This is a genomic window from Spirosoma harenae, from assembly GCF_054776975.1.
Window position 1 is genome coordinate 1 of sequence record NZ_BAAHBD010000054.1, and the last position, 22,631, is coordinate 22,631.

The 22,631-nt window shown below is 47.6% G+C and carries 22 protein-coding genes; 9 read left to right on the plus strand and 13 right to left on the minus strand.

Annotated features, from left to right (window positions below):
- On the minus strand, positions 1-399 hold a 399-nt coding region (locus ACYVE4_RS32245; RefSeq protein ID WP_461044548.1), incomplete at its 3' end, for a hypothetical protein.
- Between the two features lie 831 nt (positions 400-1,230).
- Entirely contained in the window at positions 1,231-1,647 is a 417-nt protein-coding gene (locus ACYVE4_RS32250) for a winged helix-turn-helix transcriptional regulator (RefSeq protein ID WP_461044549.1), read from the minus strand.
- Positions 1,648-1,674: 27 nt separating this feature from the next.
- Here ACYVE4_RS32250 and ACYVE4_RS32255 point away from each other — a divergent pair, with 27 nt between their 5' ends.
- Entirely contained in the window at positions 1,675-2,610 is a 936-nt protein-coding gene (locus tag ACYVE4_RS32255) for an SDR family oxidoreductase (protein ID WP_461044550.1), read from the plus strand.
- A 181-nt stretch (positions 2,611-2,791) separates the two neighbouring features.
- Here the strand turns inward: ACYVE4_RS32255 and ACYVE4_RS32260 are convergent, their stop codons facing one another.
- The 4 genes from ACYVE4_RS32260 to ACYVE4_RS32275 form a co-directional block, all read right to left on the minus strand.
- Entirely contained in the window at positions 2,792-3,202 is a 411-nt protein-coding gene (locus ACYVE4_RS32260) for a RidA family protein (RefSeq protein WP_461044551.1), read from the minus strand.
- A 152-nt stretch (positions 3,203-3,354) separates the two neighbouring features.
- A complete protein-coding gene (locus ACYVE4_RS32265; protein ID WP_461044552.1) occupies positions 3,355-4,458 on the minus strand; it encodes an alpha/beta hydrolase in 1,104 nt (367 codons plus the stop codon).
- Between the two features lie 60 nt (positions 4,459-4,518).
- Complete coding sequence (locus tag ACYVE4_RS32270) at positions 4,519-5,142, minus strand: cupin domain-containing protein (RefSeq protein ID WP_461044553.1); 624 nt, start codon at positions 5,140-5,142, stop codon at positions 4,519-4,521.
- Positions 5,143-5,236: 94 nt separating this feature from the next.
- Entirely contained in the window at positions 5,237-6,061 is an 825-nt protein-coding gene (locus ACYVE4_RS32275) for a helix-turn-helix domain-containing protein (RefSeq protein ID WP_461044554.1), read from the minus strand.
- Between the two features lie 511 nt (positions 6,062-6,572).
- On the opposite strand from ACYVE4_RS32275, the gene ACYVE4_RS32280 reads away from it, so the two are divergent.
- The 3 genes from ACYVE4_RS32280 to ACYVE4_RS32290 all read left to right on the plus strand — a co-directional run bounded on the left by ACYVE4_RS32280 (position 6,573) and on the right by ACYVE4_RS32290 (position 11,233).
- Entirely contained in the window at positions 6,573-9,476 is a 2,904-nt protein-coding gene (locus tag ACYVE4_RS32280; RefSeq protein ID WP_461044555.1) for a hybrid sensor histidine kinase/response regulator transcription factor, read from the plus strand.
- 184 nt (positions 9,477-9,660) lie between these two features.
- Positions 9,661-10,170 carry a Cif family virulence factor gene (locus ACYVE4_RS32285; protein ID WP_461044556.1) on the plus strand — a complete coding sequence of 170 codons (510 nt, stop codon included), beginning with the start codon at positions 9,661-9,663 and terminating at the stop codon, positions 10,168-10,170.
- Positions 10,171-10,705: 535 nt separating this feature from the next.
- The gene (locus tag ACYVE4_RS32290; protein ID WP_461044557.1) at positions 10,706-11,233 is read left to right on the plus strand and encodes a hypothetical protein; all 528 of its coding nucleotides are present in this window, start codon (positions 10,706-10,708) and stop codon (positions 11,231-11,233) included.
- Between the two features lie 810 nt (positions 11,234-12,043).
- On the opposite strand, the gene ACYVE4_RS32295 is transcribed toward ACYVE4_RS32290, so the two are convergent.
- Positions 12,044-12,583, minus strand: a complete 540-nt coding sequence (locus tag ACYVE4_RS32295) for an SgcJ/EcaC family oxidoreductase (protein ID WP_461044558.1) — start codon at positions 12,581-12,583, stop codon at positions 12,044-12,046.
- Positions 12,584-12,661: 78 nt separating this feature from the next.
- Positions 12,662-13,492: a helix-turn-helix domain-containing protein gene (locus ACYVE4_RS32300; RefSeq protein ID WP_461044559.1), complete on the minus strand. Its 831-nt coding sequence runs from the start codon at positions 13,490-13,492 to the stop codon at positions 12,662-12,664.
- Between the two features lie 426 nt (positions 13,493-13,918).
- Between ACYVE4_RS32300 and ACYVE4_RS32305 the strand changes: the two genes are divergently transcribed.
- The 5 genes from ACYVE4_RS32305 to ACYVE4_RS32325 all read left to right on the plus strand — a co-directional run bounded on the left by ACYVE4_RS32305 (position 13,919) and on the right by ACYVE4_RS32325 (position 16,193).
- Positions 13,919-14,302 carry a RidA family protein gene (locus ACYVE4_RS32305; RefSeq protein WP_461044560.1) on the plus strand — a complete coding sequence of 128 codons (384 nt, stop codon included), beginning with the start codon at positions 13,919-13,921 and terminating at the stop codon, positions 14,300-14,302.
- Positions 14,303-14,709: 407 nt separating this feature from the next.
- Positions 14,710-14,943 carry a hypothetical protein gene (locus ACYVE4_RS32310; RefSeq protein WP_461044561.1) on the plus strand — a complete coding sequence of 78 codons (234 nt, stop codon included), beginning with the start codon at positions 14,710-14,712 and terminating at the stop codon, positions 14,941-14,943.
- Positions 14,944-15,034: 91 nt separating this feature from the next.
- Positions 15,035-15,244: a hypothetical protein gene (locus ACYVE4_RS32315; protein WP_461044562.1), complete on the plus strand. Its 210-nt coding sequence runs from the start codon at positions 15,035-15,037 to the stop codon at positions 15,242-15,244.
- Between the two features lie 74 nt (positions 15,245-15,318).
- The gene (locus tag ACYVE4_RS32320) at positions 15,319-15,660 is read left to right on the plus strand and encodes a transglutaminase N-terminal domain-containing protein (protein ID WP_461044563.1); all 342 of its coding nucleotides are present in this window, start codon (positions 15,319-15,321) and stop codon (positions 15,658-15,660) included.
- 125 nt (positions 15,661-15,785) lie between these two features.
- Positions 15,786-16,193 carry a transglutaminase-like domain-containing protein gene (locus ACYVE4_RS32325; protein WP_461044889.1) on the plus strand — a complete coding sequence of 136 codons (408 nt, stop codon included), beginning with the start codon at positions 15,786-15,788 and terminating at the stop codon, positions 16,191-16,193.
- Between the two features lie 26 nt (positions 16,194-16,219).
- On the opposite strand, the gene ACYVE4_RS32330 is transcribed toward ACYVE4_RS32325, so the two are convergent.
- The 5 genes from ACYVE4_RS32330 to ACYVE4_RS32350 form a co-directional block, all read right to left on the minus strand.
- Positions 16,220-17,116 carry a bestrophin family protein gene (locus ACYVE4_RS32330; protein ID WP_461044564.1) on the minus strand — a complete coding sequence of 299 codons (897 nt, stop codon included), beginning with the start codon at positions 17,114-17,116 and terminating at the stop codon, positions 16,220-16,222.
- A 900-nt stretch (positions 17,117-18,016) separates the two neighbouring features.
- Complete coding sequence (locus ACYVE4_RS32335) at positions 18,017-18,796, minus strand: PAS domain-containing protein (protein WP_461044565.1); 780 nt, start codon at positions 18,794-18,796, stop codon at positions 18,017-18,019.
- A gap of 343 nt (positions 18,797-19,139) precedes the next feature.
- Complete coding sequence (locus tag ACYVE4_RS32340) at positions 19,140-19,286, minus strand: hypothetical protein (RefSeq protein WP_461044566.1); 147 nt, start codon at positions 19,284-19,286, stop codon at positions 19,140-19,142.
- Between the two features lie 140 nt (positions 19,287-19,426).
- Positions 19,427-19,849: a response regulator gene (locus tag ACYVE4_RS32345; protein ID WP_461044567.1), complete on the minus strand. Its 423-nt coding sequence runs from the start codon at positions 19,847-19,849 to the stop codon at positions 19,427-19,429.
- Positions 19,850-20,075: 226 nt separating this feature from the next.
- Positions 20,076-22,526 (minus strand): TonB-dependent receptor, encoded by a 2,451-nt coding sequence (locus tag ACYVE4_RS32350; protein WP_461044568.1) that lies wholly within the window; start codon positions 22,524-22,526, stop codon positions 20,076-20,078.
- Positions 22,527-22,631: the final 105 nt, after the last annotated feature.

The following is a 22,631-nucleotide window of genomic DNA, read 5'->3' on the forward strand; positions in this document are numbered from 1 at the left end:
CGTGGTGATTTCTTTGGTGGTACAAGTCAGGCAACCTGGGGTGGTCACTGTACCACTCACACATTGATTAATGCAGGTCCCCCCTTCACTGGTCACGCTGGTGCTACTGGCTCCTTGTCCACCATAGCCTAGGGGTGAGGAGCCTGCATACCAGGGCGCACTCGTGTCATTAAACAAGAGATTATTTTTCCAACTGGGGTCAGGGGCACTTGTGGCTACCAAATATTGCCAACTGGCTCCAGACGTGAATGTAGTAATTGTCGAAGTCGGCAAATGGGCGTGTAGCCCCATGTCTTCTCTTCTTTGCGTTGCTTTTCGGGTAGATGGATGTAGTTCAGAGGCAACAACTTGGTTATTGACAAGCCAGACTAACCAGAGAATGGAGATAAAATTTTTCATGGCATGTAGATACTAATGTTGTATAGTTAAGGCGAATGGGACTGTGGTCTTCCAACGTTTCGTAGAGTGGGTGAATAGTCGGTTCGAGAAGCATTTATGTACCTCGTCTCCCAGTGCAGGTAAGCTTGAGTAGGATGTGAATTGTCCTGCTCCTCGATAATTCTCCCGTTCAAAGTATGGAACTTAGGTTGGTGAGGGAACGCTGAGATTGTGTTTTATCGAGCCTAAGTTTGACCAACAGAAACTACTTCTACCACTAAAGACAATTTTGATTGAAGCACAGCTTGGTATCAATCCAACCAATATATAGCCTAGGCGTTTTCACGAGTAATTTTTACAATCATAAGTAAGTAGGTTAGAGTTACGATGGAATGGTTGTAGTATTTTTTTACCTATTAAATTAAGATTACTAGGTAATTTTACTAGTATGAAATTACTATTAAATAATCTAATATAAAAAGAATAATTTATTTATTTCTTGATATAATACAAATTAACATAGATAATAAGGTTAAATTTATCATTAGCAGATTGACGCCTACTTTCTTATGTAGTCTTATCAATCGACCATATTATTAAACGCCCGAATTATCGATACGCAAATCTCACTTCGTCTCAGCAGGGAGCGTATTGAGAGAAAAGCGAATTAGGTCTCAACAGAAACCCTATCGCCCTTAAACGGGAAAACTATCGTCCAGGCTCGCAGCAATCATATGTATTGAGGTGCTAAAAAAGCGCTACGCTGGCGATACCCCGAAAACTTAGAAAAGCGAGCCTGGAACCCCATCGCCATTTCACTGCTATCCGTGCGTGAGGACACATGCCACTTGCTTATGCTAGGGACTTTTCGCGGGCAAGCCGTTGGTATTTTTCAACGGCCGCGTCCTTCCCTGTCTGAAGTTCTTTCAGTAAGCCAGGGTCGATATCGGTGGTGTAATGTTTGGATCCCCATAGAATGAGCGCCACAATAATTGGAACGATATCAACGCCTTTTTCCGTCAGGCGGTAGGTGAACTTCGATTTCTTATCGGCGGCCACAGCCTTGGTTAAGATACCTTGCGACTCCAGGACCACCAGGCGGTCGGCCAACACATTGGTCGCCATTTTTTCAGCTGACTGTAAGAATTGCCCATACGTAGACTTCCCAGCGAACACCATGTCCCGAAGAATGAGCAGGGTCCATTTGTCTCCCAACACGTCGAGCGATGTGCTGATAGGGCAGGTAGAACGTTGTTTTAGCTCCTTCATAAAAAACGATTTATTTTAACTTGCTTTTTGCAAGTTATTTCTCCTATCTTTGACTTGCAATTTGCAAGTAAATATAAAGGGAAATTTATTCTTATTACCATGATTCTAGTAACTGGAGCCACCGGTGGGCTAGGCCACCAAACCATTGATTTCTTACTCACTACTACCCCAGCCGCAAAAATCGGCGCCCTGGTACGCAATGTCAGCAAAGCCACCGACCTGGTGAAGCGGGGTGTAGACGTTCGGCAAGCCGATTACTTTGACTATCCTGCGCTGGTGAAAGCCTTTCAAGGCTTCGATAAGGTACTTCTGGTTTCCGCCGTGGCCTTTACCGACCGGGTGCGCCAGCACCAAAACGTCATCGACGCTGCTAAGGAAGCCGGGGTGAAGCACCTTCTTTACACCAGCATCCAACGCAGCACAGATTTTGTGCTGGCGGAGGTCACAGAAAGCGACCTGGCTACTGAAGCCTACCTCAAAGCGTCCGGGCTATTATACACCATTCTTAAGAACGGCTACTACTTTGAAGGCCTTGGGCACCTGATAGGAAACCAGGTACCGGATACCGAGATCCGTTTCCCGGCCGGAGACGGCAAGATCGCTTTTGTTAAGCGGGCCGAACTGGCCGCTGCCACGGCCGAACTGCTGACCAGCGACGGACATGAGGACAAGGAATATACGCTGTCGGGGAGCGAGGCTTATTCGTTTGCGGATATCGCCCGGGAATTCTCTGCATTAGCGGGCCGGCCCATCGCTTACACAAGCATCGAGGATGATCTCTACATTGCCCAGAAAGTAGCCGCTGGTTTGCCCGAAGTAGTCGCCACCTTCTTGGCCCAGTGGGGTGCCGCCACCCAAGATGGCATGCTGGCCAGCACGCACGATACCCTTGAGCGTCTACTAGGCCGCAAGCCAACTTCGCTACGGGAGTACCTGCAAACGACTTATTTCCCGGGTACCTGAGCGCTAGCAGCCGCCGCCGATACCGATGGATCAATTCATCTAGGCTGGCATCAGGCAATGAACTCCTGCGGAAGTGACTTGCCTGATGCCAGCCTGCTAAAAACAAATACTTAAACTTTCCATCGTCTCAGGTGGGAGCGTTATGGTGAGAATGTTGCTAAATCTGTTAGATCGGCAAAAACTACACTTCCGTCACGGCAATCGCATCAATCTCGATTAATAAACCCTCCAGCGCTAACGATTGTACACCCAGCCATGTGCTGGCGGGCAGGTGGTTATGCGGGAATGTATTTCGGAAGGCTTCACTGATGCTACTGGCATCGGCTGCTTTGTAATCCTTCACATAAATGGTTAGTTTGACAACATCTCTTGTCGTCGATCCGACTGATGCCAACGCTTTTTCTACGTTCTGAAAGGCTTGTATGGCCTGTCTGGTAAGATCGTCCTGCCCAACCAGCTGGTTATGCTGATCCATGGCCACTTGACCGGACAGATAAATCGTTTTAGTGGAGCCGCTACGGACGGTGACGATCTGTGAAAAGGATTGTTCCCAGTTTGGCAACTCAACGGGATTAAGAAATAGCTTCTCCATGGAAAATCAATGGTGGTGTCATTTACCTATTGATGATAAACTACACTATTTTATCCGGTTCTTGGCGATACCAAATCACTCACGTCTCAAGTTGGAGTGCATTTTGAAGTACTTGTCAGTTAAAAAGTTACCCATGCAGCTATCCGATATGCCTACCGAACGGCTTCTCGTTCTTTTGACGCCGTTTGTAGATATGTGTTAAAGAATATCAGCAGTTCGGTATACAGTCGGCCATCCAGACCGGCTAATCGGTTAATATGGGTACCATTATACTCTTCGGCAATATGCTTGATCCCATGGGCTTCTAACTTCTTACTCAATTGAAGGCAGGTGATGGGAATATGAGCAAATTCTTCATTGCGGCCCCAATCTATTTTTAACGCATTTAATTGTTTTAAGGCGGCTCCATGCTGGTCAATCATGTTCACCGGAAAATTAGCTTCCCACTTGGCTACGATCTCTTTATGGACAAGCACACTATCACCAACATAGGTTACGGGCATGGCGGCTGAAAGAGCGTTCTTTCCCTGATCAGGCGAATTCGTTCGAGCCAGATCGGCCAGCAAGAGGGTGTAAAATTTCTCTCGTTTCCCCTTATATAAGTCAGCCCTTATTTGGTCGGCACTGAATTCATTTCGGAACGAATCCATTCCCTTAAAGACAGGATTGGTCAGGCTAAAGTCAGCCGCCCAAGACAAGGTTGCCGGGCTGAGCGCATACACAGCGCCAAAGACATTGGGAAACAGCATCCCCACTTTTAACGCCCCGTACCCGCCCATGGAATGCCCACATAGGCCTCGGCTGTTCCGGTTGGCTAGGGTACGATAGTGGCCATCGATATAGCTAACTACATCTTTTCCGATATAATCCGACCAATTTCCAGTCAGGGTTGAATTGGTATAATAACTGCCACCAAAGGCTGTTTCGCTATTGGGCAAGACTAAGATCATCGGGTGCAACTGACCGCTCAGAATGGCTGTATCCATCAATTCCTGGAACCGATTATAGACCATCATTAAACTATCATTGACCAAAAAACCATGCAAAAAATAGACAACTGGATAGCGTTGTTTACTTTCCTGATAGCCGGGCGGCAGGTAAATGGTTAGCTTGCGCATGGGGTCTTCACCACCTCGATTTCCCTGAAGGGATGGGGCTAGGAATTTAGCCATCACCACCTTCCCTTTTTTAGTAGCTTGTGCCGAGAGATCGCCCAGCGAAAGAAATACGAATAAACAGAGTAGAAGCGTCTTCATGAATGTAAGTTTAAGTAGACAGAATGATGAGTTGCTTTAGGGTCGTATAGCGCTAAGGACTTATCCTTTTAGTCCATATTTAGCCATGATAGGCTCCCGTTGCTCGTCAAACATGGTAATCCCATACCGAGCGTATAATTGATCCATTTTGTCAGTGGCCTCTTTCGAGCTCAAGGCAACACCTCGCTTTATCAAATCAGGAATCAGTTTTTCGAACATCGCTTCCAGGAAATTGTCAAAGTCCTGATTAAAATACATGTCGATGCAGCGGGCTGGTTTATGGGTGGCATTCCAAAACGTATGAACAATACCGTGGGGTCGCAGATGCCAGCCACCCGCTTCCACTTCATACACCTCTTTGCCGACCAGGACGCTAACAGTACCCTCCTGAACAAACATAATTTCATCCAGTTCTTTGTGCAGGTGAGGAGCAGGTCCCATCCGTTTGGGGCCGAGTAGCAGTTCTTGACACGAAAATTGCCGATTGGTTTGCTGACTGCGAATCTTTAACCTGGCATCTGTGCCACTAGGCCCTTCTGTCAAGGGTTGTGGAGAAGGGGGAATATAAATGGGTTTTAGCGGTCCTCCGTCCGTAGCTGCCATTATGAGGTCATGACGCCCCGAATCGGATGGCAGGTCTAAGCCCACTAGAAGTCCCGACAATAGGAAATTTCTTCGTTCCATAACAAGCTGATTTGTTAGGCAAAAGTGAAGAGCCCTCAGGATCAATTAGTGGTACAAAAACGACTTTTTACGGCTCACCGACTTCTACATTTTACTAGTGTAGACCCAACAGTCGTTCGGGAGCCTGATTGTCAAGCTGAAAAAATGAGGGGGGAGTCGTGCCGGTGATGACTTTGTAGTCTCTGACTAAATGCTGATAGTCGTAATAGCCACACTGAAGAGCAATGCTTAACCAGTCTTTTTGAGGCTGGGCATTTTTCAATAGAAACGCTTTATCAAAGCGGGCAATTCGGGCCAGTTGGGGAGCGGGCACCCCCATGCGCTCCCTGAACTTGCGTTCGAATTGCCGGGGGCCTAAACAGGATTGGCTGGCCAGCCAATCCATCGAAATAGGTTCTGTGTTCTGTAAAAGAAATTGAGCCGCTCGATCAATACCATGCGCGTCCTTGTTGGATCGTCGGATCAAGCTAAGGACAAATGCTTCCGCTCGTTGGAGCATTTCATCATACGATTGGGCATTTCTTAACTGTTCGGTTATTGTCCGTATGTCTCGTGAAAAAACAGCGTCTGCATCAATATAGGTGTTGGTCAACTCATAGGAGGGAATGCCCGTTAAGCGGAATAAAACACCGGGTTGAAACTTGATATTCAGATATAAAAACTCCTGTCCCACAAACCGATTGGTCACAAAAGTATGTTGGCCATGCAGGAAGGCAACGGGTCTCTTGGTTTTAGTGGTTTCTCCCGGATATTGAACGTATTCGGGGTCACGGAGAAAAAACTCCAGGGAATCGCCAGTTTTGGGGGTATAAGCTTTGACCGGTATGGTTTGGTGAGTGGAAAATACCAGATGAACAATGCCGATATTTTCGATGTACTCCCGCAAGGCTGGGCTGGGCAGGAAACCTTTCAAGAGCATAGGCCTACTAGTTGTTCAGTGGATTAAAGTTAATGAGTCAATTCCACTTTTACTAATCTGTTTATCTGAATTATAAGGGACGTTTTGCTCATTTCTTTAGGCTAATTTTTAGTTTTTTTACACATAAAGGTTCGAATAATCTGAGTCGATAAGTTACGTATTTGGCATCTCGCAAAATGCCTTATTTAATGAGCGGAGATATGGTCTCAGTTTCATGTTGGAGCCTTTTCATAAGACTTTGTCGAGATGGCTTTACACAGTCGCGACCTTTCAAAAATGAGCCAATAAGAAATAGACCGGGCAGTTGCTGAGCCTCCGTATCGTAGTAGAAAAAATACAAAGGCACCTATTCTTAGGCTGTTCCCAAAGGCTGGAGGAATTACGGATAAACAGTAGATGATGTTCAGGTTTGGTCGCGGGATTCGTTCATTGTCTGGATAGGTAAACTTTAGTACCTTGATACTAGAACGGAAAGATTGAGTATTATTTCTAGTTCATACAGGAACGTTACATGAAAACGAATGGATTAGTTTTGCTCCTTCTATGTCTGCTGGTTTCCCCAAGCTGGGCACAGTCTGGGATTACTCCGTTGAAAAGCCTGCCGTCCCAAGAGCTTAATCTCCAGAAGGGCTGGCGCTTCCAGGTAGGAGATGATCCCAGGTGGGCCAGCGCTGACTTCCCTGATCAGCGCTGGCCCACCATTCAGCTAACCCGCGACATTAACGAGCCTTCACCGCTGAATGCCGCTAGCATTGGCTGGTTGCGGTTGCGATTTTCGACCGACAGCAGCTGGCTGCGAGAACCCTTAGCGCTAGTCATTCGGCAGGTCGGGGCCTCCGAAATCTATGTGAACGGTCAGCTCCTGCACCGATGGGGACTGGTGAGTACTGATCCCCAAAAAGTGCTTGCGTTTGATCCGTTGTGGAAACCTATACCCTTCCCCCTCCGCAAAACCGGCGAGCAGGTACTGGCTATCCGGTTTGCTCGTCAACCTGGCATTCACTATACAACCGTGTTTGAAAATCAGAATCCCCCCTTCTGGATTCAGCTAAAAACCCAGGAGTCCGCCAACGTTTTTTATCAGCAGTATCTGGTCATTGCAGAACGCTTACATGTGTTTCTGATTAGTATAGGTTGTATACTGGCCATCCTTCATTTGGCTTTTTACCGATTCGCTCCCAGCCGAAAAGCCAACCTCTATTTCGGCCTGTGGGCCGTTCTGATCCTGACCGGAAACGTTTTACAGCGTGAGTTGATGGTCACCATCCACGAAGTAGCCGATAAATTTTATGTTGCTAATCTGGCGTTTGACCTCTATGGAATTGCTGGCCTTTTGCTGCTGTTGGCACTGTATGAGTTGCTGGGACAATCTAAGGATAAATTTTATTGGGGGCTCCTGGGTTGGGTACTCGGTGGGTTGTTGCTCAACGCTGGTCTCTACGGATGGGGTTGGAAAGTCGGTGGGGTTTTGGCGGGCATAGCTATTCAGCTAAACATTGCTCGAATTGCCTGGCTGGCCATTCGCCGACAGAAAGAAGGAGCCTGGATTATTGGCCTGGGGGCAATCGGTTATGTTCTCTTTTTTTTGGCCTTTTTTTTGCCCAGCCTGTGGAGCGACGACCTCTTCAATGTGGACATCGCCAATCGCCGAAATATCCTATATATACTCTCCTTGTTAAGTATTCCGGTGGCCACCTCCATTTACCTGGGGCTTGATTTTGCCCTGCTCAGTCGCGCCCTTGAGCAGCAGTTAATCGAAGTCAAAGCGCTTTCTCACCAGGCTCTGATTCAGGAAAAGCAAACCCAGGCGTTGCAAGAGCTGGATACGCTTAAATCCCGCTTTTTCGCCAACCTCTCCCACGAATTCCGCACCCCGCTCTCGCTCATCAAAGGGTCGGCGGAAAAGCTAGATCAGCAGGATGAACCGGGTTCCCGACGACGATTTGATTACCAGCTCATCGACCGTAGCGCGAGCCGACTGTTACAACTGATCAATCAACTGTTGGACCTCTCGCGCCTGGAAGCGGGTAAGCTGGAACTGCATCCTAAGCCCGGTGAGTTGACCCGCTTTCTTCAACAGATGGCGGGTTCGTTTGGCTCCTTATTCGAAAGCAAGGGCATTACCTACCACTACACGGTTTCGCTACAACCGGTGTGGGTGCTGATGGACAGTGATAAGTTAGAGCAGATCCTTTCTAACCTCCTTTCTAACGCGTATAAATTTACGCCAGTTAACGGTCAAGTGCGGTTTTCGGCCTCGGTTGAACCCTTGCAAACCGGTAGGTGTGAGCTACAACTCATCGTTCAGGACACGGGCATTGGCATTGCCAACGACCAACTTTCCCGCATCTTTGATCGCTTTTACCAGGTCGAGGATTCGGCTACCCGCTCGTATGAAGGCACAGGCATCGGGTTAGCTTTGGTCAAAGAACTGGTTGAACTACACAACGGCCAAATTCAGGCAGAAAGCACATTGGGCATTGGTACGACCTTCCGGCTACGCCTTCCTTTGGGAACTCTATCAGTGGAAGAACGAGCCGGGCTGGATGGCTCTGCGTCGGGAATCCCCTTGTCAGAACCCGCCGTAATGCCTTCGTCTACGAGGAACGAACCCACTCAAACCAGCAAACGGTCCAGCCAGTCAGGGCACCTGTTAATCGTGGAAGATAATGGAGACCTGAGACAGTTCCTGGTCAGCCAACTCTCGAAAATATATGGTGTATCGGCCGCTGAAAACGGTCTGGAGGGCTACCAAGCCGCCCTAAAAACGATCCCTGATCTGATTATTTCAGATGTAATGATGCCTGGCCTGGATGGGATGACGCTCTGTGAACGACTCAAAACCGACGAGCGAACTTGCCATATTCCCATTATTCTGTTGACCGCCAGAGCGGATAGAGACAGCAAACTAAGGGGCCTCGAAACAGGAGCCGATGACTATCTGATCAAGCCCTTTGGGATGGATGAGTTAGAGGTCCGGGTTCGCAACCTGCTGGAAAGCCGTAAAAAGCTCCGGGAGCAGTTCAGTCGACAGATCACCCTGCAACCCACTGAACTCCTTGTTACCTCGCTGGATGAGCAGTTTCTTCAGAAAGCGCTTACCGTTGCGGAAGCCAACCTCGCCAATGTGGCCTTTGATGTAGAGGGGTTCAGTCGGGAAATGGGCTTGAGCCGAACCCAACTGCACCGCAAACTGACCGCTTTAACCGAGCAGTCGCCCAATGAATTTATCCGGGCCATCCGCTTGAGCCGGGCCGCCAGCCTGCTCGGCCAACAGGGGGGAAACGTGGCCGACGTGGCTTATCAGGTTGGTTTCAGCAGTCCAAACTATTTTACCAAGTGCTTCCGGGATGTATACGGCCAAACCCCGACCGAATACGCCAGCGGGCGTGTTGCCTCCGTCAAAAAACCGTAACCTATACGGTTTCACGCCATTCCCTCAGCCCGGTCCACTTTCGGCCCTTGCCGGGTTATAGCAAAATCAGCTCATTTTTCTACAAAATTGGTGCATGGCGCTCCAAGAGTACGTTTTGGCACAATATTGCTAACTCGCCCAAGACCTGATAGCGTAGGTTTGGGGTAATCAACCGTCAAAACAAATGAAATCTCTAGCTACCCTCGCAGCCTTCGCGCTGTTGACTGTGCCCACGCTGGGGCAAACCCTGCCCGACCCGCACACGCCCCCGTCGGGCAAGTTTAACACCACCAACTACCCCGACGACCGCAAGGCCATTAAGGGCATGCGCCTGATTGACGGCCTGGGCAAGCACTGTCCCGACGACTATGTAACGGTGAATCCGGATGGGAAAATCGACTACGGCTTCCAGGAGTGGAAACAGGGGTTCGTCAACGCCGGAGCCTCCTTTAAGGCGGTAACACCCGTGCCAGGTATGGAAATTCTGCGCATCTACGAGGGCAAAACGGCGATCTTGAACGATCTGCTGGATGTGGTTTTGGACACACCCAAAGGTGATTTAAAGATCCGGGTGCAACGCACGGAGGTGTTTGTGAAGCAGCACGGTGGCTGGTGTTTCGTGGCCGGGCAGGGAACCCGCATCCTGTTCAAAGAAGAGTTGGGAGCCTTGCAGACTCCAAGCCCGAAAAAGTAAAGCCCAATGGAAACCTAACCCCAGTTTGCAGTATCTTACCCCGCTTCTGGCCATAGAGTCAACCACGCACCAACAAATTGCCATGGGGATTTAGCCTAACCGGACTACTATTTAGCCAAAACTGAATTGTTGTGTCGATTGAATAGCAAACAGTCAGAAGACTGACCACCGTAGATTTTTCACGTGACGGACGGTGTGGTCGTTAAGTGGGGGTTCCCGAATTCATCCGACGATTTTGTCCATAATAGGTTCTAGTTCCCTTTCCCTATTTCTTTACGTGTCCGAATTATAAATACACAACTCACTCATCATCTCAAGTGGTGGAGCCTTTTATGAAATTTCGGGTAGTACTGCCCAAATGGACTGGGCAGCCATTGCAGTCGTTTAAACTATACTTCTATACCTAACCGGCGACGATATACAAGAGGAAGGAGGTTTGGTGAACTCACCCATTTGGCATAAGGTTGCTCACTAGGGATATGCCCTGTTTAGAAGTATCTTCGTCCTCTGTAGCGCGAATAGCTACTCAGCCCCTATGCCCTACACCTATTTTATTATTTTCTGGATGGTGGCTGTCTTAAGTCTGATCGCGGTCTTGATTTACCCCAGTTTCCAGGGCAGGGTAATTAAACGGGCTACTGTTCGCTTCGCCAAACAACTGCAACAGAATCCTGCCCTCAGCAAAGCCTTTGCCCAGACGCTCCACAGACCTGTCGATTGGATTGACTTTAGGACTGGACTCGACGACAAAAACGTACCGGCACTTCTGAGTAGTCTACCCAGTCGAACCGGTGTTTTTTTTATTCATTACAGAGAATGGGTCAGTCAGGATCGTTGTTTGTTGGTAACCACAGTGGGTTATTTTCGGCCCTATTCATCGGGGCATGAGCTTTTTACCCCGGTTTACCCCGGCACTAGGGAGACGTACAATCTGAATTTTGTGATCCAGTTAGATGCCGTCAAAAGACAGGTTGTAGTCTTATCGGATCTGTACACCACCCTGGTTGACAAGAATTTACGAGCCGACTTTGCCAAGGCATTCTTCGGGCTGCTTCCGAGGTAGCCTGGCTTCCCCCAATACCCGTAAAATCGGTTAATTCTAGAACTCTTGAAAAGATAAATGAGCAATTAATGAGAATGAACCTAGTTGGAGTTTTTAATAGCTGACAACTTTACTTACTAACATACGCCTGACTGTAACACAATCAATTAGTGTATTACTCACGCTCGCATTGACTGCAGCCCGTTTGCCGAAAGCGGGATTTAACTGTCAAGCGCTCACCAACCAGCACCCTGCCTATAACAAGCAATAAACTTTGATACCTGTAGGTGACTTTGCGTATCTACTTCTAAGACCACGATAAAAATAATAGAAATAGTGCCGGAGCGTAGAATGTCGCTTAGGGTAGACGTTACGACCATACTATGGCTTTTCGGTCGCTCGGGTATACTCAGGCCAAAAATGACCGATTTACCAAAAATAGAGTTTTCGGAGTCCATACAATGCGATTGTAAGTAATGCAACACGTTCCATTTAACCATCCCTAGACGATCTCACTCGTTGATCGTTTTTCCACCTTCTCTATACTGGCAAGTGACAATTAGGCTATAAGTAAAATCAAAGTTTGGTGTTATAGAACGGGTATGCAAGATTCATTACCTAGGAAATAACTTGCTCAGTATTACAAATGAGCCTTTTGAGAGACAATGAATTTTTAACATCTGTCAACTTCAATCAGCCGCATACGGGTCTAGGTGTATTACAACGAACTGACCTGCAGTAAGTTATTACTATTCCCAGACCCGTTCTATAACTACCATGACCTAAAAGAATTATTGATATTAGATAATGTTGAGCCGAAAGTAGTAGACCTTACTTCTGTTTTGATTGGTCTCTCACGGTAATGGGGTTAAACGGTTTGGCTACTTCATTGACAACGACATTTTCGACTGCCTCCACCAGCCAAACCCGATTTCGTTTGACAAAAACGAAGGTAGCCAACCCATCACCGTCACCCCCTTTTGATCCATCAGGTGTAATGTAAGAATCCATGACGTGCATCAACACATGGGCAATGGCAACATCAGGGGTTAAAAACCGAACCGCTACGGACCGCTTTTCCAACGGTATAGTTTTAAAGTGCTGTTGGTGCATGGTTTGATGCGCATACTGCACGTCTGCTCGGCCTTTCCAGTGCATACCGACGATATTGACAAAATCGCAGTCCGGGGCCATATACTTGTTCATGTCCCTAAAATCATGGGTATTCCAGCTCGTAAAAAAAGCATCTACCTGGGCTTCGATGGCTTTTTGTTCTGGGCTATTTTTTTGAGGTAGGGATGTTGACTTCTGTTGACTGTAGGCTCCTTGACCCAAGAGGGTCATGAAGACCAATAAAATGAATAGTTTCATGATTGATCGAGTTTTGATTCGAACAAACCTACTCCCTATTTAGCCCAGAGTGGGGGTAAAAAAACGACATTCTTGCGGTTAATAATTATGGGAACTATAACCCCGTATGAGGGTGCTGGTTTCTTCCTCCAACAGCAAGGTGGGCGTAGAACCGGCAAATTCTTTAAAGTCGCGTCGCAGGTGTTGGCGATCATAATACCCACTCTGGAGAGCAACCTCTAGCCAGTCTAACTGAGGACATTTCTCTTTTAACCGAACGGCTTTACTAAAGCGGACTAGGCGACTGAACGTTTTAGGGCCAAGGCCCAGTCGTTCATGGCATTTACGCTCAAACTGCCGGGGACTTAGACAGGCCTGATCGGCTAGGTACTCCAACGAAGCAGGTCGGCTTGGGTCTTCCATTCGCTGGAAAGCCCGATCAATAGGGTGCTGTTCAGGCTGTTTTTTACGAAGTCGATCCAGCAAGAAGGCTTCAACGATCAGTTGCATCTGCTTGTAGTTATGGGTTTGGCGAAGCTGCTCATCAACCTGACGAATCTGGGGAGCCCACAATAGGGACACATCAAGTGCATAGTCAAAGAATTCAGTCATCGGAATGCCCAGTAATCGATGTAATCCACCCGGCTCAAAAAATGTGGCTACGATTAACATATCCGGTCCTGTGGTCAGGTCAACCCGTGAAACCTGAGGGCCAACCAGGATGCAACTGGGTTGGGTGCTGGTCAGTCCCGTCCGGTGGTGGAATATCTGGGTCGGATCACGAGGATAAAATGACAAACTCTGAACGGCATGGGGTGGAAAGGGGCGAGCGGCGGAAGGCAAGTGCTTCGGCGTTTGTACATGCACAATTTGGTAACCTTTCACCAAGCTAGCCAGTGCTGGGGTAGGCGAGTAGAATTGGATGAACATCTATCGAAAACTATGTTGTATAATCTAAGTGGCTATTGCAACAACCACCTACATTATGTTTACTTAAACGGAAAGTATAACAAAACTGGATTTCTGTTATACAGCTAATTTAGGTGCTTTCTAGTGAATTTATCCTTTATGAAAGAGAGTTTTGGGTCCAAGTGATAGCGAAGGCCTTACGGTACAGTTTCTTTAAACGCCTAATTACGGATACGCAAGTCTCTCTTTGTCTCACGCGGGAGAGTTAAATGAGATCCAGATAAAGACCGTCTGCTAGTTAACAAACTAATTTCCTTTTCTTACTTTACGCCCCTTCATGAGTTGCCCTCCGCACTGATAGTAGAATATAAGGGTCGCATAGTTTTCTGTTCAAACTCTATCAATCACCAAGTTAGGGATAACTTCGGTGGGTAAATCATAAAAAACATGGCAGAAAGGCGAAATTTTAATACCACGAAAGCTCCCCAGATGAGCCAAGTGTTTCCCCAAGCAGTGCTGGCCGATAAATTTATTTTTTTATCTGGAACGCCAGGTTTAGATATCAGCTCGGGCCAAGTCATTAGTGCTGATTTTGAGCAGCAAACCCGACAATGTTTTCTAAATATTAAACTCATTTTGGAAGAAGCGGGAAGCGACTTAAGCAACGTGGTGAAGACGACTATCTTTATGGTAGCCGGGAATGATTTTAGTGTGATCAATAAAGTGTATGCTGAGTTTTTCCCGGCTAATCCTCCGGCCCGTAGCACCCCTCAGGTGATGCCCTTTCCGGCTGGCATTTTAATTTCGGTTGAATGTATAGCTCTCCAATAGAGCAGTTGGTAAGAATAAATAACTTGTAGCTATAAAGCCGGGCAACCATTATTTGTCAACCGAAGTCCTCGTTTCTACAGTAGGTTGGCTTACAGCTTCAGTTATATTTACCAGGGATTTCTGAAAAGAAGTAGATAATTTTTAATCCTTTCCCCGCGAACGCAGTTATAGTAAGCGAGGCCTGGATGCGCCCTAGCGCTCGGCTGTCAACTGACCAACCTAGTTGTTAACGTCCCTCCTGTACTCCACCTAATGAAAGGATTGGTTTTTTCGCTGGTCCAGATTTTCGGAGTCATCAAGGGCTAACAGCCTACTCAAGCTGCTTTACGTACAGTCCCGTTTTAGCCATCAGGTGTTTTTGCATTTCTCAAGAAATCCTGATCGTCTTACTCCTTTTCATACTAGTCATGCGAATAAATTTTGATGACCTTTTTACGGTTATAGAGCAGGTCATGATTCCCAAAGTACGGATTAACATCATGAGTGTAATCCGGGGTGGCTCAGAAATGCGGCTGGCGAAAGACAGCCTAATGATTAATGGGGGAGATCCACTTAGTTGGCAAGGGAAAGATCTGCTGATGGATTTACGCCAAATCGGTAATGTCCAGGAATATTACATTCGAGGTTTGGCGGTTGCCTAGCTGTAGGGCGTCAATCTATCTAACTGGTAACTAGACGCCCTATACTCGTAGTACTGCTTCCTCGTTTTACCACTACCTGAACCCAGCAGTTATGGCTACTAATTTGTTAGTTATTGTTACCGGCTACGCATCGATCCAGCCAAAGCCTCATAAACGAGCGTATCTAAATACGAGTGTCGAAAAGGCCAATCAACGATTTAAACAGCAGTACCCACAAGCCAGAGATATTACGGCGGTCAGTGTTTTATTCGATGACGAATTAATCATCAGCGCCAGTGGCGATATTTCATCCGGCTACTAGTAACTCGATTGCTGAAAGGTCTTCCTTTCTAAACGGTTAGGTTCACATTTAATGTCTTCTCGGCACTATTCCTGATGGCTATTCGAGTCCAACTTACTCACCACTCGCTCTACCAGTATGAGCCAATGGTCTATCTGTCCACTCAATTGATACGCCTGAAACCCACTGCGTCCTGTCAGGCAGTGATCGAGGCCTATTCATTAAGGATTGAACCCGATAATCATGTGCTACGCTGGCAGCAAGACCCCTTTGGAAATTTTATCGCCCGCGTTGATTTTTCAGGGCAAGTATCGTGCCTCTCGATTCAGGTTCAGTTGACGGCTAGTCTGCAATCTGTAAACCCCTTCGAATTCTTACTTGATGACTATGCGCTGTTTTTCCCTTCAACTACTCAGATACGCTTCAGCATGATTTAGCGCCCTACCGAGACACTACTGAGCCGGGAGCTTACCTCACCCAATGGATTGGGCAGATTAAACATCAACCCCGCCAGGAGACGGTTTCGTTTCTGATCCACCTTAATCAACAGGTTTGTCAGGCCATCGTCTACCAGGCACGGCTACGACCCGGGGTGCAGACCGCTGACGAAACACTCCGGCGTTCCACTGGTAGCTGTCGGGATATTGCCTGGTTACTGGTACAACTAGTCCGGAAGTTAGGACTGGCCGCCCGCTTTGTCTCGGGCTACCTGGTTGAGTTGTCCAACTCAACTACCGACACCTCAACCGATGCGATCAAGGATCTGCTGGCTTTGCACGCCTGGACCGAGGTTTACCTACCGGGAGCAGGTTGGCTAGGACTCGACCCTACGGCCGGAATACTGGTTACGGAAGCCTATATTCCCCTGGCTAGTACGCCTGATCCAAGTGGGGCAGGAGTCATTACAGGAACGACCGATAGTACAAAAGCTACACTTTCCTATTCAAGTACAGTCGTTCAGTTGCCTTAGTCTAACTAGCTACTATAGTACTGATGTCATAGCGAGTAATAGCGTTCAGGGACTAGTGGTGCAGGAATTGATGGATAGCCCGTCATACTTTTCAGGCTGATTTCAATCGAGCGGGCGATGGTGGTGACAGGGGTATCCGTGGGTCTGTTCTCAAATGGGTCCTGCAATTGAATCGCGCTTTTTTCGATTAAAATAAAAGCGGATGCTATGAGTGTGACTAAAGGCACATCTAAATAAAAATACTGTTCATCAAAACAGAATGGAAGTAGGGTCGCAAATAAGTAGATAAATACCTGCATATTGAAGGTATAGGTTCGGGGGAAAACTGTGTTTTTAATTCGTTCACAGCGTCCCATGGAATCGGTCAAATTATTGAGCGTTACGCTTAGTTGCACCAGTTGATAATCTGTGATTAACCCCTCATCAAATAGCTGCCGAATCGCTAAAGCATGGTTTACCAAAAGCAGATTGGGTGGGTTAGGAGAATCAGCAATGAGCCTGGCCTCCTGGGCAGGCAGAAACTCCTCCAGTCGCTGGGACACGGGCTGTTTGCGTAACGTGTCCCCCAATACGAAGCACCAGGCACATTGACGCTCAACAAATGGATGCAAGAAGGTTTGGGGTTTGGTATCAGGGGGCAAGAAGGTTTGCAGCTGACGGATAAAACTACGGCTATCATTGACAATAGCCCCCCAGGCTATTCTAGCTTCCCACCAGCGATCATAGGCCTGATTGGTCCGAAAAGCCAGTAATAGAGCGATACAGGTTCCCAGAATTGCCGCAATGGAGATGGGTATCTGGAATGACCATGGACTAACCCATTTACTGATGACTACCAGGTTGGCAAACAGAAAAACCAAAAAGGCCTGTCGAAGTATATGGCGGATGTAGAAACTAATCGAAATCGTATTGTTGAGTAGCATTGAGCTTATGTATGGAAGTAACCACTGAGGAGTCATACAACAAGCGTAAAGCTAGCCTGTCTATGGAATAGGGTTTATATAAAGATTAGTTGTTTCAGATCACTTGTCTTAAACAAAACTTCACTTAACAAGTAACCCGCTAAATGCGGATTAGTTCTCAGGTTCTTTAAATACCTGTATTTTGACGCAGCTGTACAAATAGTCTATCGTTTCAAAAAAAGCATTTTATGAGATTATGCTTACTACCTTACTTGACATATGTTACCTAGCGTTTTGTCCCGGGGACCGCGTCCACTAAAAGCTAGCAAGTCCAGTAGTTAACCGAGCAAGTGTCTTGAACCACCACCACCATCATTCCAAGGCCTACTCGCACGTTTTTTTAGCGCTATCATCGCTCAATACGCTCAGCCACTGGGACTAGTCCGATTTCACGCGTATCCAACCGTATTGCATTAGATCAGCAATGAAATGGTCCGTCGTATCGGTTCGCACGATGAGTCCATTAGTGTGAACCTTAAACTCGTTGGCAACTTGTTCCATAAATTGTTCCAAAGAGTCAGTATCCCTCAGAGCGCTCAGGGTACGGAGCTGTTCAACTAAGTCGGTTGATGAACTCGCTCGCAGCTGGTTCGAATGGAATGGTGGTTGCTCAGGCATTGGTAACAAGGTTAGGTTACTTCTATTTTACGACCTAAATTAGCTCATAACGTCTGGTGACACTGACCGTAATAAGTCAAGAAGGCCATAGGTCCGAGTTTGCTATTCATTTACCAGCAGAATAGAACTGATTTTGCCACTCACAGGGTAGTGTGATCAAATGCCCGAATTATAAATACTCAAATCACTTCTCGTCTCAGGTGGTAGGGTTTAATCAGATAGGGACTCAGCCTGCCGATCAACTTAAGAAATTGAGGCAGAGGTCGGCTTGTCCAAGCCAGGGGTGTCCATACCGATTCCCAGTACCCAACTCAACCTTCCTTCCTCATCTGATCGAACGACTCCTTTAATCAAAATCCGGACCACTTCTCCATGCCGGCGAATAGAAAGCGCTTGCTCAAAGGACTCCGTTGATCCAAGAATCTGCTCGACTAGACGCTGGGCCGAGGACTGATCAGCTTCTGTGGCACAGCTTAGATACGTTTGCGTCGAGATAGAACTCCCCAACTCGAGGCCAAACAACTGGTACATGCCCGCCGACCAGAAAAAACTCGCCCTGGAGCGATCATAATCCCAACTACCGATGGCGGCTAACGCTTCGGCTTCCTGTAAAAGCGTCAGGTTTTTGATCAAGGCCTGCTCGGCCTCCACCCGCTCGGTGATGTCAGTAAAAAAACACAGCAGGGTGTCATACCCCTGGCTGGTAATATGTACCTGGAACCAACGTCCATCTTGGGGTAAGGGGTAGTCAATGCGCAGGTTCTGTCCATCCAGGGCGACCTGTTTGTAATAAGCCCGCAGGTCGTCGCCTTGAGGGAACACCTGTTGACAGTTTTTACCAACCAGTTGCGGCGGAGTGGCGCCTAACAGCGAGGCCGCTACGGCATTAACCAGTTGATAGCGAAACTCCAGGGGCTGGCCCGTTGAATCCCGGATAATTCGATACAGGATCAGGCCGAGCTGGCTATCCTGGAGCAGGGCCTCTAGCAGTTGGTCAGTCGATAGAAGCAGCGGGGTGGTCATGGGGATCAGAGCCGATTGATAAAAGTGTAGGGTGATACGTTACTCCCTTAATGAAGCACCAACCCATGATTTACCTACTAGCCGCTTAGCTCTTTTTGTCGGTTTGGCGTTTCGATAATTGGGCTGATGGAGTCTTCGGGAAGCGTACTGTTCACGACTTATTACAAAGCTACCAATAACCCATAAACGGTCAGTAGTCCAAATTGATTATAAACCCAGCCTTTTTTGAGAATGTACCTTAACTCGTCTGATGTTTTAACAAGTGTCACATTCCATCAGTAGCAAACGTTGACTTTAAACAGGATACGGTTTTGCCCGTATGATAGCCTGGATTTGGGCGTCGTCAATGTTGAATAACACCCCCAGAGGTGCCCATGCCAAAATCAGCCACAAGACCATTGTCTACTTTGGCGGCCTTAACGACCATGTCGGGTTCCTGCATAACCACATACTCAACGTGCTGATCCTTGTAAATCAGTATGGTTTTCATGCGCGTTATTGGGTTGGCAAGGTTGGGCTAATCTGTCTGATCAACGATTGGCGACCTACTCATTGGTCGGCTAACCCAATTCGCTTCTACAGAATGGAGACAATATCGCATTTTAGTCTCTCCTTATAGGAATAGGATCGTTAAAAATTATTGGGAGCTGCACATAATTTCCAATAGTTCACAATCGCTAAAAGGGTCTCTTCCAAGGCAGTTATCGTGAGCGGCTTCACAAAAAAACCTTGTACCGATAAGCTGTAGGCATCAATGACGGCTTGTTGATCCATGGCCGTTGAAAAAAACAGATAAGGAATACACTTTAGCTTTAAACGGGCATCATTGTGGAGCTTTTCTCGTAAGGCAAACCCATTTAATTTAGGTAGATTAATATCCGAGAGGATCAAAAACGGGACTTCGTCTGTCTGATCTAAATAGGCCAAAGCGCTTTCCCCATCACCAAAAAAGATGACCTGATTGGGAAAATCCAGTTTTTGAAAAACCAGTTCGAGTAATAATTGGTCATCCTCATCATCTTCAATGATGACAATCGGTCCTTCTTTATTCATCCGGTACGCTTCCTTTTTGGCGGTAGGGCGTAAATTTATCTATTTTTAGTCATACATGGCTCAACCTTCTCGTTCACAAACCTGTCGTCATTCATCGGTGATGACTAATCATATCAACTGGTGAAAATTGCTACACTTATCCTTGGGAATAGAGCGTTTTACGAGATTTTGCCAATAGAACAGGATAGATGCCCAAAAGCTCTATGAGAGATTTAATTGCGAATGTTTAAAACTCTTTCTCCCCAAACTCATTGGTGGGTAATTTGACGGATTTAGTACGCTGACGAAGGGAGTAACTTAGGTTGAGCAGTAGAATATCCTTCTCCTGGATATAATTGGTCGTCGTATAAAAATCCGCTCCGCTTGTGGTGATCCGCTGCTCATTGCTGGGTAGCCAGCCTAGACCTATATTTTGCCATTGAAACATGACCGAAAGTCGGTTTTGGACAAAACTTTTCTTAATGGATAAATTCGGCACAAAGAAGCGGGAATCTTCTCCTTGAGCAGTAATCCGCCTTGAGAGGTAATTCAAATTGGCTTGTAGTACCCAGCCCGAAGCAGGTTGTAAGCTCGTATTGGCATTAATCGAGTAAGCCCAAGCCTGATTGGTGAACACGACTTTGTTCTGAAACAACTGACCGGAAATCATTGACCGATACACCGTACCGCCGATATAGAGTTTCCAACGTTTCGTCAGGGTAACGTCTGAGGTTATTTCCAAACCGAGCCGACCAGCCCGACCCGCATTGGTATAGAGCCGGTTCAGAATCGTATCCGCATACACACTGTTAACCCGATTAACGATATTTTGCACGTTTTGATGATACAGCGTGGCTTGCCAGGTGCTTCGACCCAGCGTTCGCGTGGCACTTAGTTCGCTCAGGTCGACAAATTCAGGCAGCAAGGCCGGGTCGCCCTGTTCGAGGGTTTCGGAGTGTTCGCGTTCGGGTAGCGGGTTGAGGGCTAGATTACTCGTCCGCTGTACCCGGCGACTGTAGCCTAACCGAACTAACCAATTCTCCTTGGGCCGATACACGACGTTCAACGAGGGAAACAGGTTGTTCAGCGTTAAGGGATAGGTTTGCCCTTGCGGTCGAATAGCCACCTCGCGCTGGGCTGATTCGAAGCGTAACCCCGCTGTGTATTCCCATTGCTTCGCTTTATGATTGTATTGACTGTAGAGACTATGAATCTGATTGCCTACCTGGGCTTGTCCGCTAAACGCATGGATGACCAGCAGGGGTGCGCCCCGGCCATCCTGGTTTAGGTACCGATAGTCGCCATTGTCGCCCTGAAAGCGGTACTGATAACCCGCTTCCAGTCGTCCACCAGCCAGAGGCCAACTGACATCGACATTCGCCCGAACGTTCCCAATTGGCCGCTCCGTAGTGGTGAAGGTATATTGCAGCGTATCCCGGAAGTCCGTTCGGCGAACGTTCAGGTTACGGGTAAATCCGTCCAAATAATCATATTCGTAAAGTACGCCCGCACTGAGTGTTACTTTACTGGGGAAGGTATGGGTGTAGTCGAGATTAGCCGTAAAAAACTGTCCTCGCTTCCGCACCAGATTTGCATTAAAATAGTCGATCTGACTAATGAGTTGCCCGGTCTGCCGGTTGGTAATCGTATTATTGTAGATCAAATCAGCTGTCCGGTCTTCGGTGCGTTGCCCATAATACAACCCTGCTGACCACACATCCGATTTAGTCGGTGTAAAGCTCACCGCTAGCCGGTTCGTAACCGTGTAGCGTCTAAAACTTCGTTCGCCACTGCTGGGGAAACGGGTAAAGCGATCACCCAGGATGGTGTACACATCCCCCTCACGCCGACCTGCTAGATCATTTCGTAGATACGCTGTGCTAAGCGTCCAGTCCCAGCGAGCGGTTCGGTAGCTCAGGGATGCATCCGCACTATAGCGAACCGGGTGATGGGTATTCTCAAAGGCATTCAGGCTGGGCAAGCCGCCCTGAACATTGACCAGAACATACATACCCAAATCCGCTCCTGATTTGGTTGTAATGGCAATAATACCGGCCTTTCCATCGGGATCAAACCGAGCGGATGGCGTGGTGATGACCTCAATGGACTCAACCGTGTTAGCCGCGAGCTGATTGAGCAAGGTGCCTAAATTGGCCTGCACCGGCTTGCCATTCAGCAAGACCAAAAAACCGTTAGCTCCCCGTTGTGTGACCTCTCCCTCTGCATTGATACTGATACCGGGAAGGTTACGCAGCAAATCGGTCGCCGTTCCTCCTGCCGCTGAGCCAAACTGGGCGGCTTGGTAGGTCTGTCGGTCAGCTTTGACGATTAAATCTGATCGCTGTCCGGTGACAACCACTTCGTTTAACTGATTTTTGGCAGGTTCAAGCAAGAGCGACCCCAGATTAAGCTCGTCGCCCCGTTTCAGCGTGACGGAGATTTTTTGAGGTTTGTAACCAATAAAAAACGTTTTCAACTGATATTGGCCCGGTGTCCCATAGGTTATATGAAAAACGCCTACCGAGTCCGACAGGGCACCGGTTACCGCCACTGAATCGGTAAGTCGATAGAGGGCAACGCTGACAAAAGGAATTGGCTTGGTGGTGGAGGCATCGAGCAACATACCTTGTAGTTCAGTCTGTCCAAAAGTGAACTGGCCATATCCAAAAAGCAGTAGCAATAAAAAAAGTCGTTTCATAGCTAGTCACGAATCCAGCACGGGCAACGATGGATTATTTTTAATTGCACCGTAACGGGAGTGATTTGCCACAAAGGTATCGGCGTAAAAACAGACGATTGTGGT

What these genes read in the sequence shown, in the direction of transcription:
- ACYVE4_RS32305 (WP_461044560.1), top strand. Translation starts at nt 13,919, where the DNA reads ATGGCAGAAAGGCGAAATTTTAATACCACGAAAGCTCCCCAGATGAGC.
- ACYVE4_RS32335 (WP_461044565.1), bottom strand. Translation starts at nt 18,796, where the DNA reads ATGACCACCCCGCTGCTTCTATCGACTGACCAACTGCTAGAGGCCCTG.
- ACYVE4_RS32260 (WP_461044551.1), bottom strand. Translation starts at nt 3,202, where the DNA reads ATGGAGAAGCTATTTCTTAATCCCGTTGAGTTGCCAAACTGGGAACAA.
- ACYVE4_RS32280 (WP_461044555.1), top strand. Translation starts at nt 6,573, where the DNA reads ATGAAAACGAATGGATTAGTTTTGCTCCTTCTATGTCTGCTGGTTTCC.
- ACYVE4_RS32310 (WP_461044561.1), top strand. Translation starts at nt 14,710, where the DNA reads ATGCGAATAAATTTTGATGACCTTTTTACGGTTATAGAGCAGGTCATG.
- ACYVE4_RS32270 (WP_461044553.1), bottom strand. Translation starts at nt 5,142, where the DNA reads ATGGAACGAAGAAATTTCCTATTGTCGGGACTTCTAGTGGGCTTAGAC.
- ACYVE4_RS32320 (WP_461044563.1), top strand. Translation starts at nt 15,319, where the DNA reads ATGGCTATTCGAGTCCAACTTACTCACCACTCGCTCTACCAGTATGAG.
- ACYVE4_RS32275 (WP_461044554.1), bottom strand. Translation starts at nt 6,061, where the DNA reads ATGCTCTTGAAAGGTTTCCTGCCCAGCCCAGCCTTGCGGGAGTACATC.
- ACYVE4_RS32265 (WP_461044552.1), bottom strand. Translation starts at nt 4,458, where the DNA reads ATGAAGACGCTTCTACTCTGTTTATTCGTATTTCTTTCGCTGGGCGAT.
- ACYVE4_RS32340 (WP_461044566.1), bottom strand. Translation starts at nt 19,286, where the DNA reads ATGAAAACCATACTGATTTACAAGGATCAGCACGTTGAGTATGTGGTT.
- ACYVE4_RS32285 (WP_461044556.1), top strand. Translation starts at nt 9,661, where the DNA reads ATGAAATCTCTAGCTACCCTCGCAGCCTTCGCGCTGTTGACTGTGCCC.
- ACYVE4_RS32300 (WP_461044559.1), bottom strand. Translation starts at nt 13,492, where the DNA reads ATGTTCATCCAATTCTACTCGCCTACCCCAGCACTGGCTAGCTTGGTG.
- ACYVE4_RS32315 (WP_461044562.1), top strand. Translation starts at nt 15,035, where the DNA reads ATGGCTACTAATTTGTTAGTTATTGTTACCGGCTACGCATCGATCCAG.
- ACYVE4_RS32345 (WP_461044567.1), bottom strand. Translation starts at nt 19,849, where the DNA reads ATGAATAAAGAAGGACCGATTGTCATCATTGAAGATGATGAGGATGAC.
- ACYVE4_RS32295 (WP_461044558.1), bottom strand. Translation starts at nt 12,583, where the DNA reads ATGAAACTATTCATTTTATTGGTCTTCATGACCCTCTTGGGTCAAGGA.
- ACYVE4_RS32350 (WP_461044568.1), bottom strand. Translation starts at nt 22,526, where the DNA reads ATGAAACGACTTTTTTTATTGCTACTGCTTTTTGGATATGGCCAGTTC.
- ACYVE4_RS32330 (WP_461044564.1), bottom strand. Translation starts at nt 17,116, where the DNA reads ATGCTACTCAACAATACGATTTCGATTAGTTTCTACATCCGCCATATA.
- ACYVE4_RS32250 (WP_461044549.1), bottom strand. Translation starts at nt 1,647, where the DNA reads ATGAAGGAGCTAAAACAACGTTCTACCTGCCCTATCAGCACATCGCTC.
- ACYVE4_RS32290 (WP_461044557.1), top strand. Translation starts at nt 10,706, where the DNA reads ATGCCCTACACCTATTTTATTATTTTCTGGATGGTGGCTGTCTTAAGT.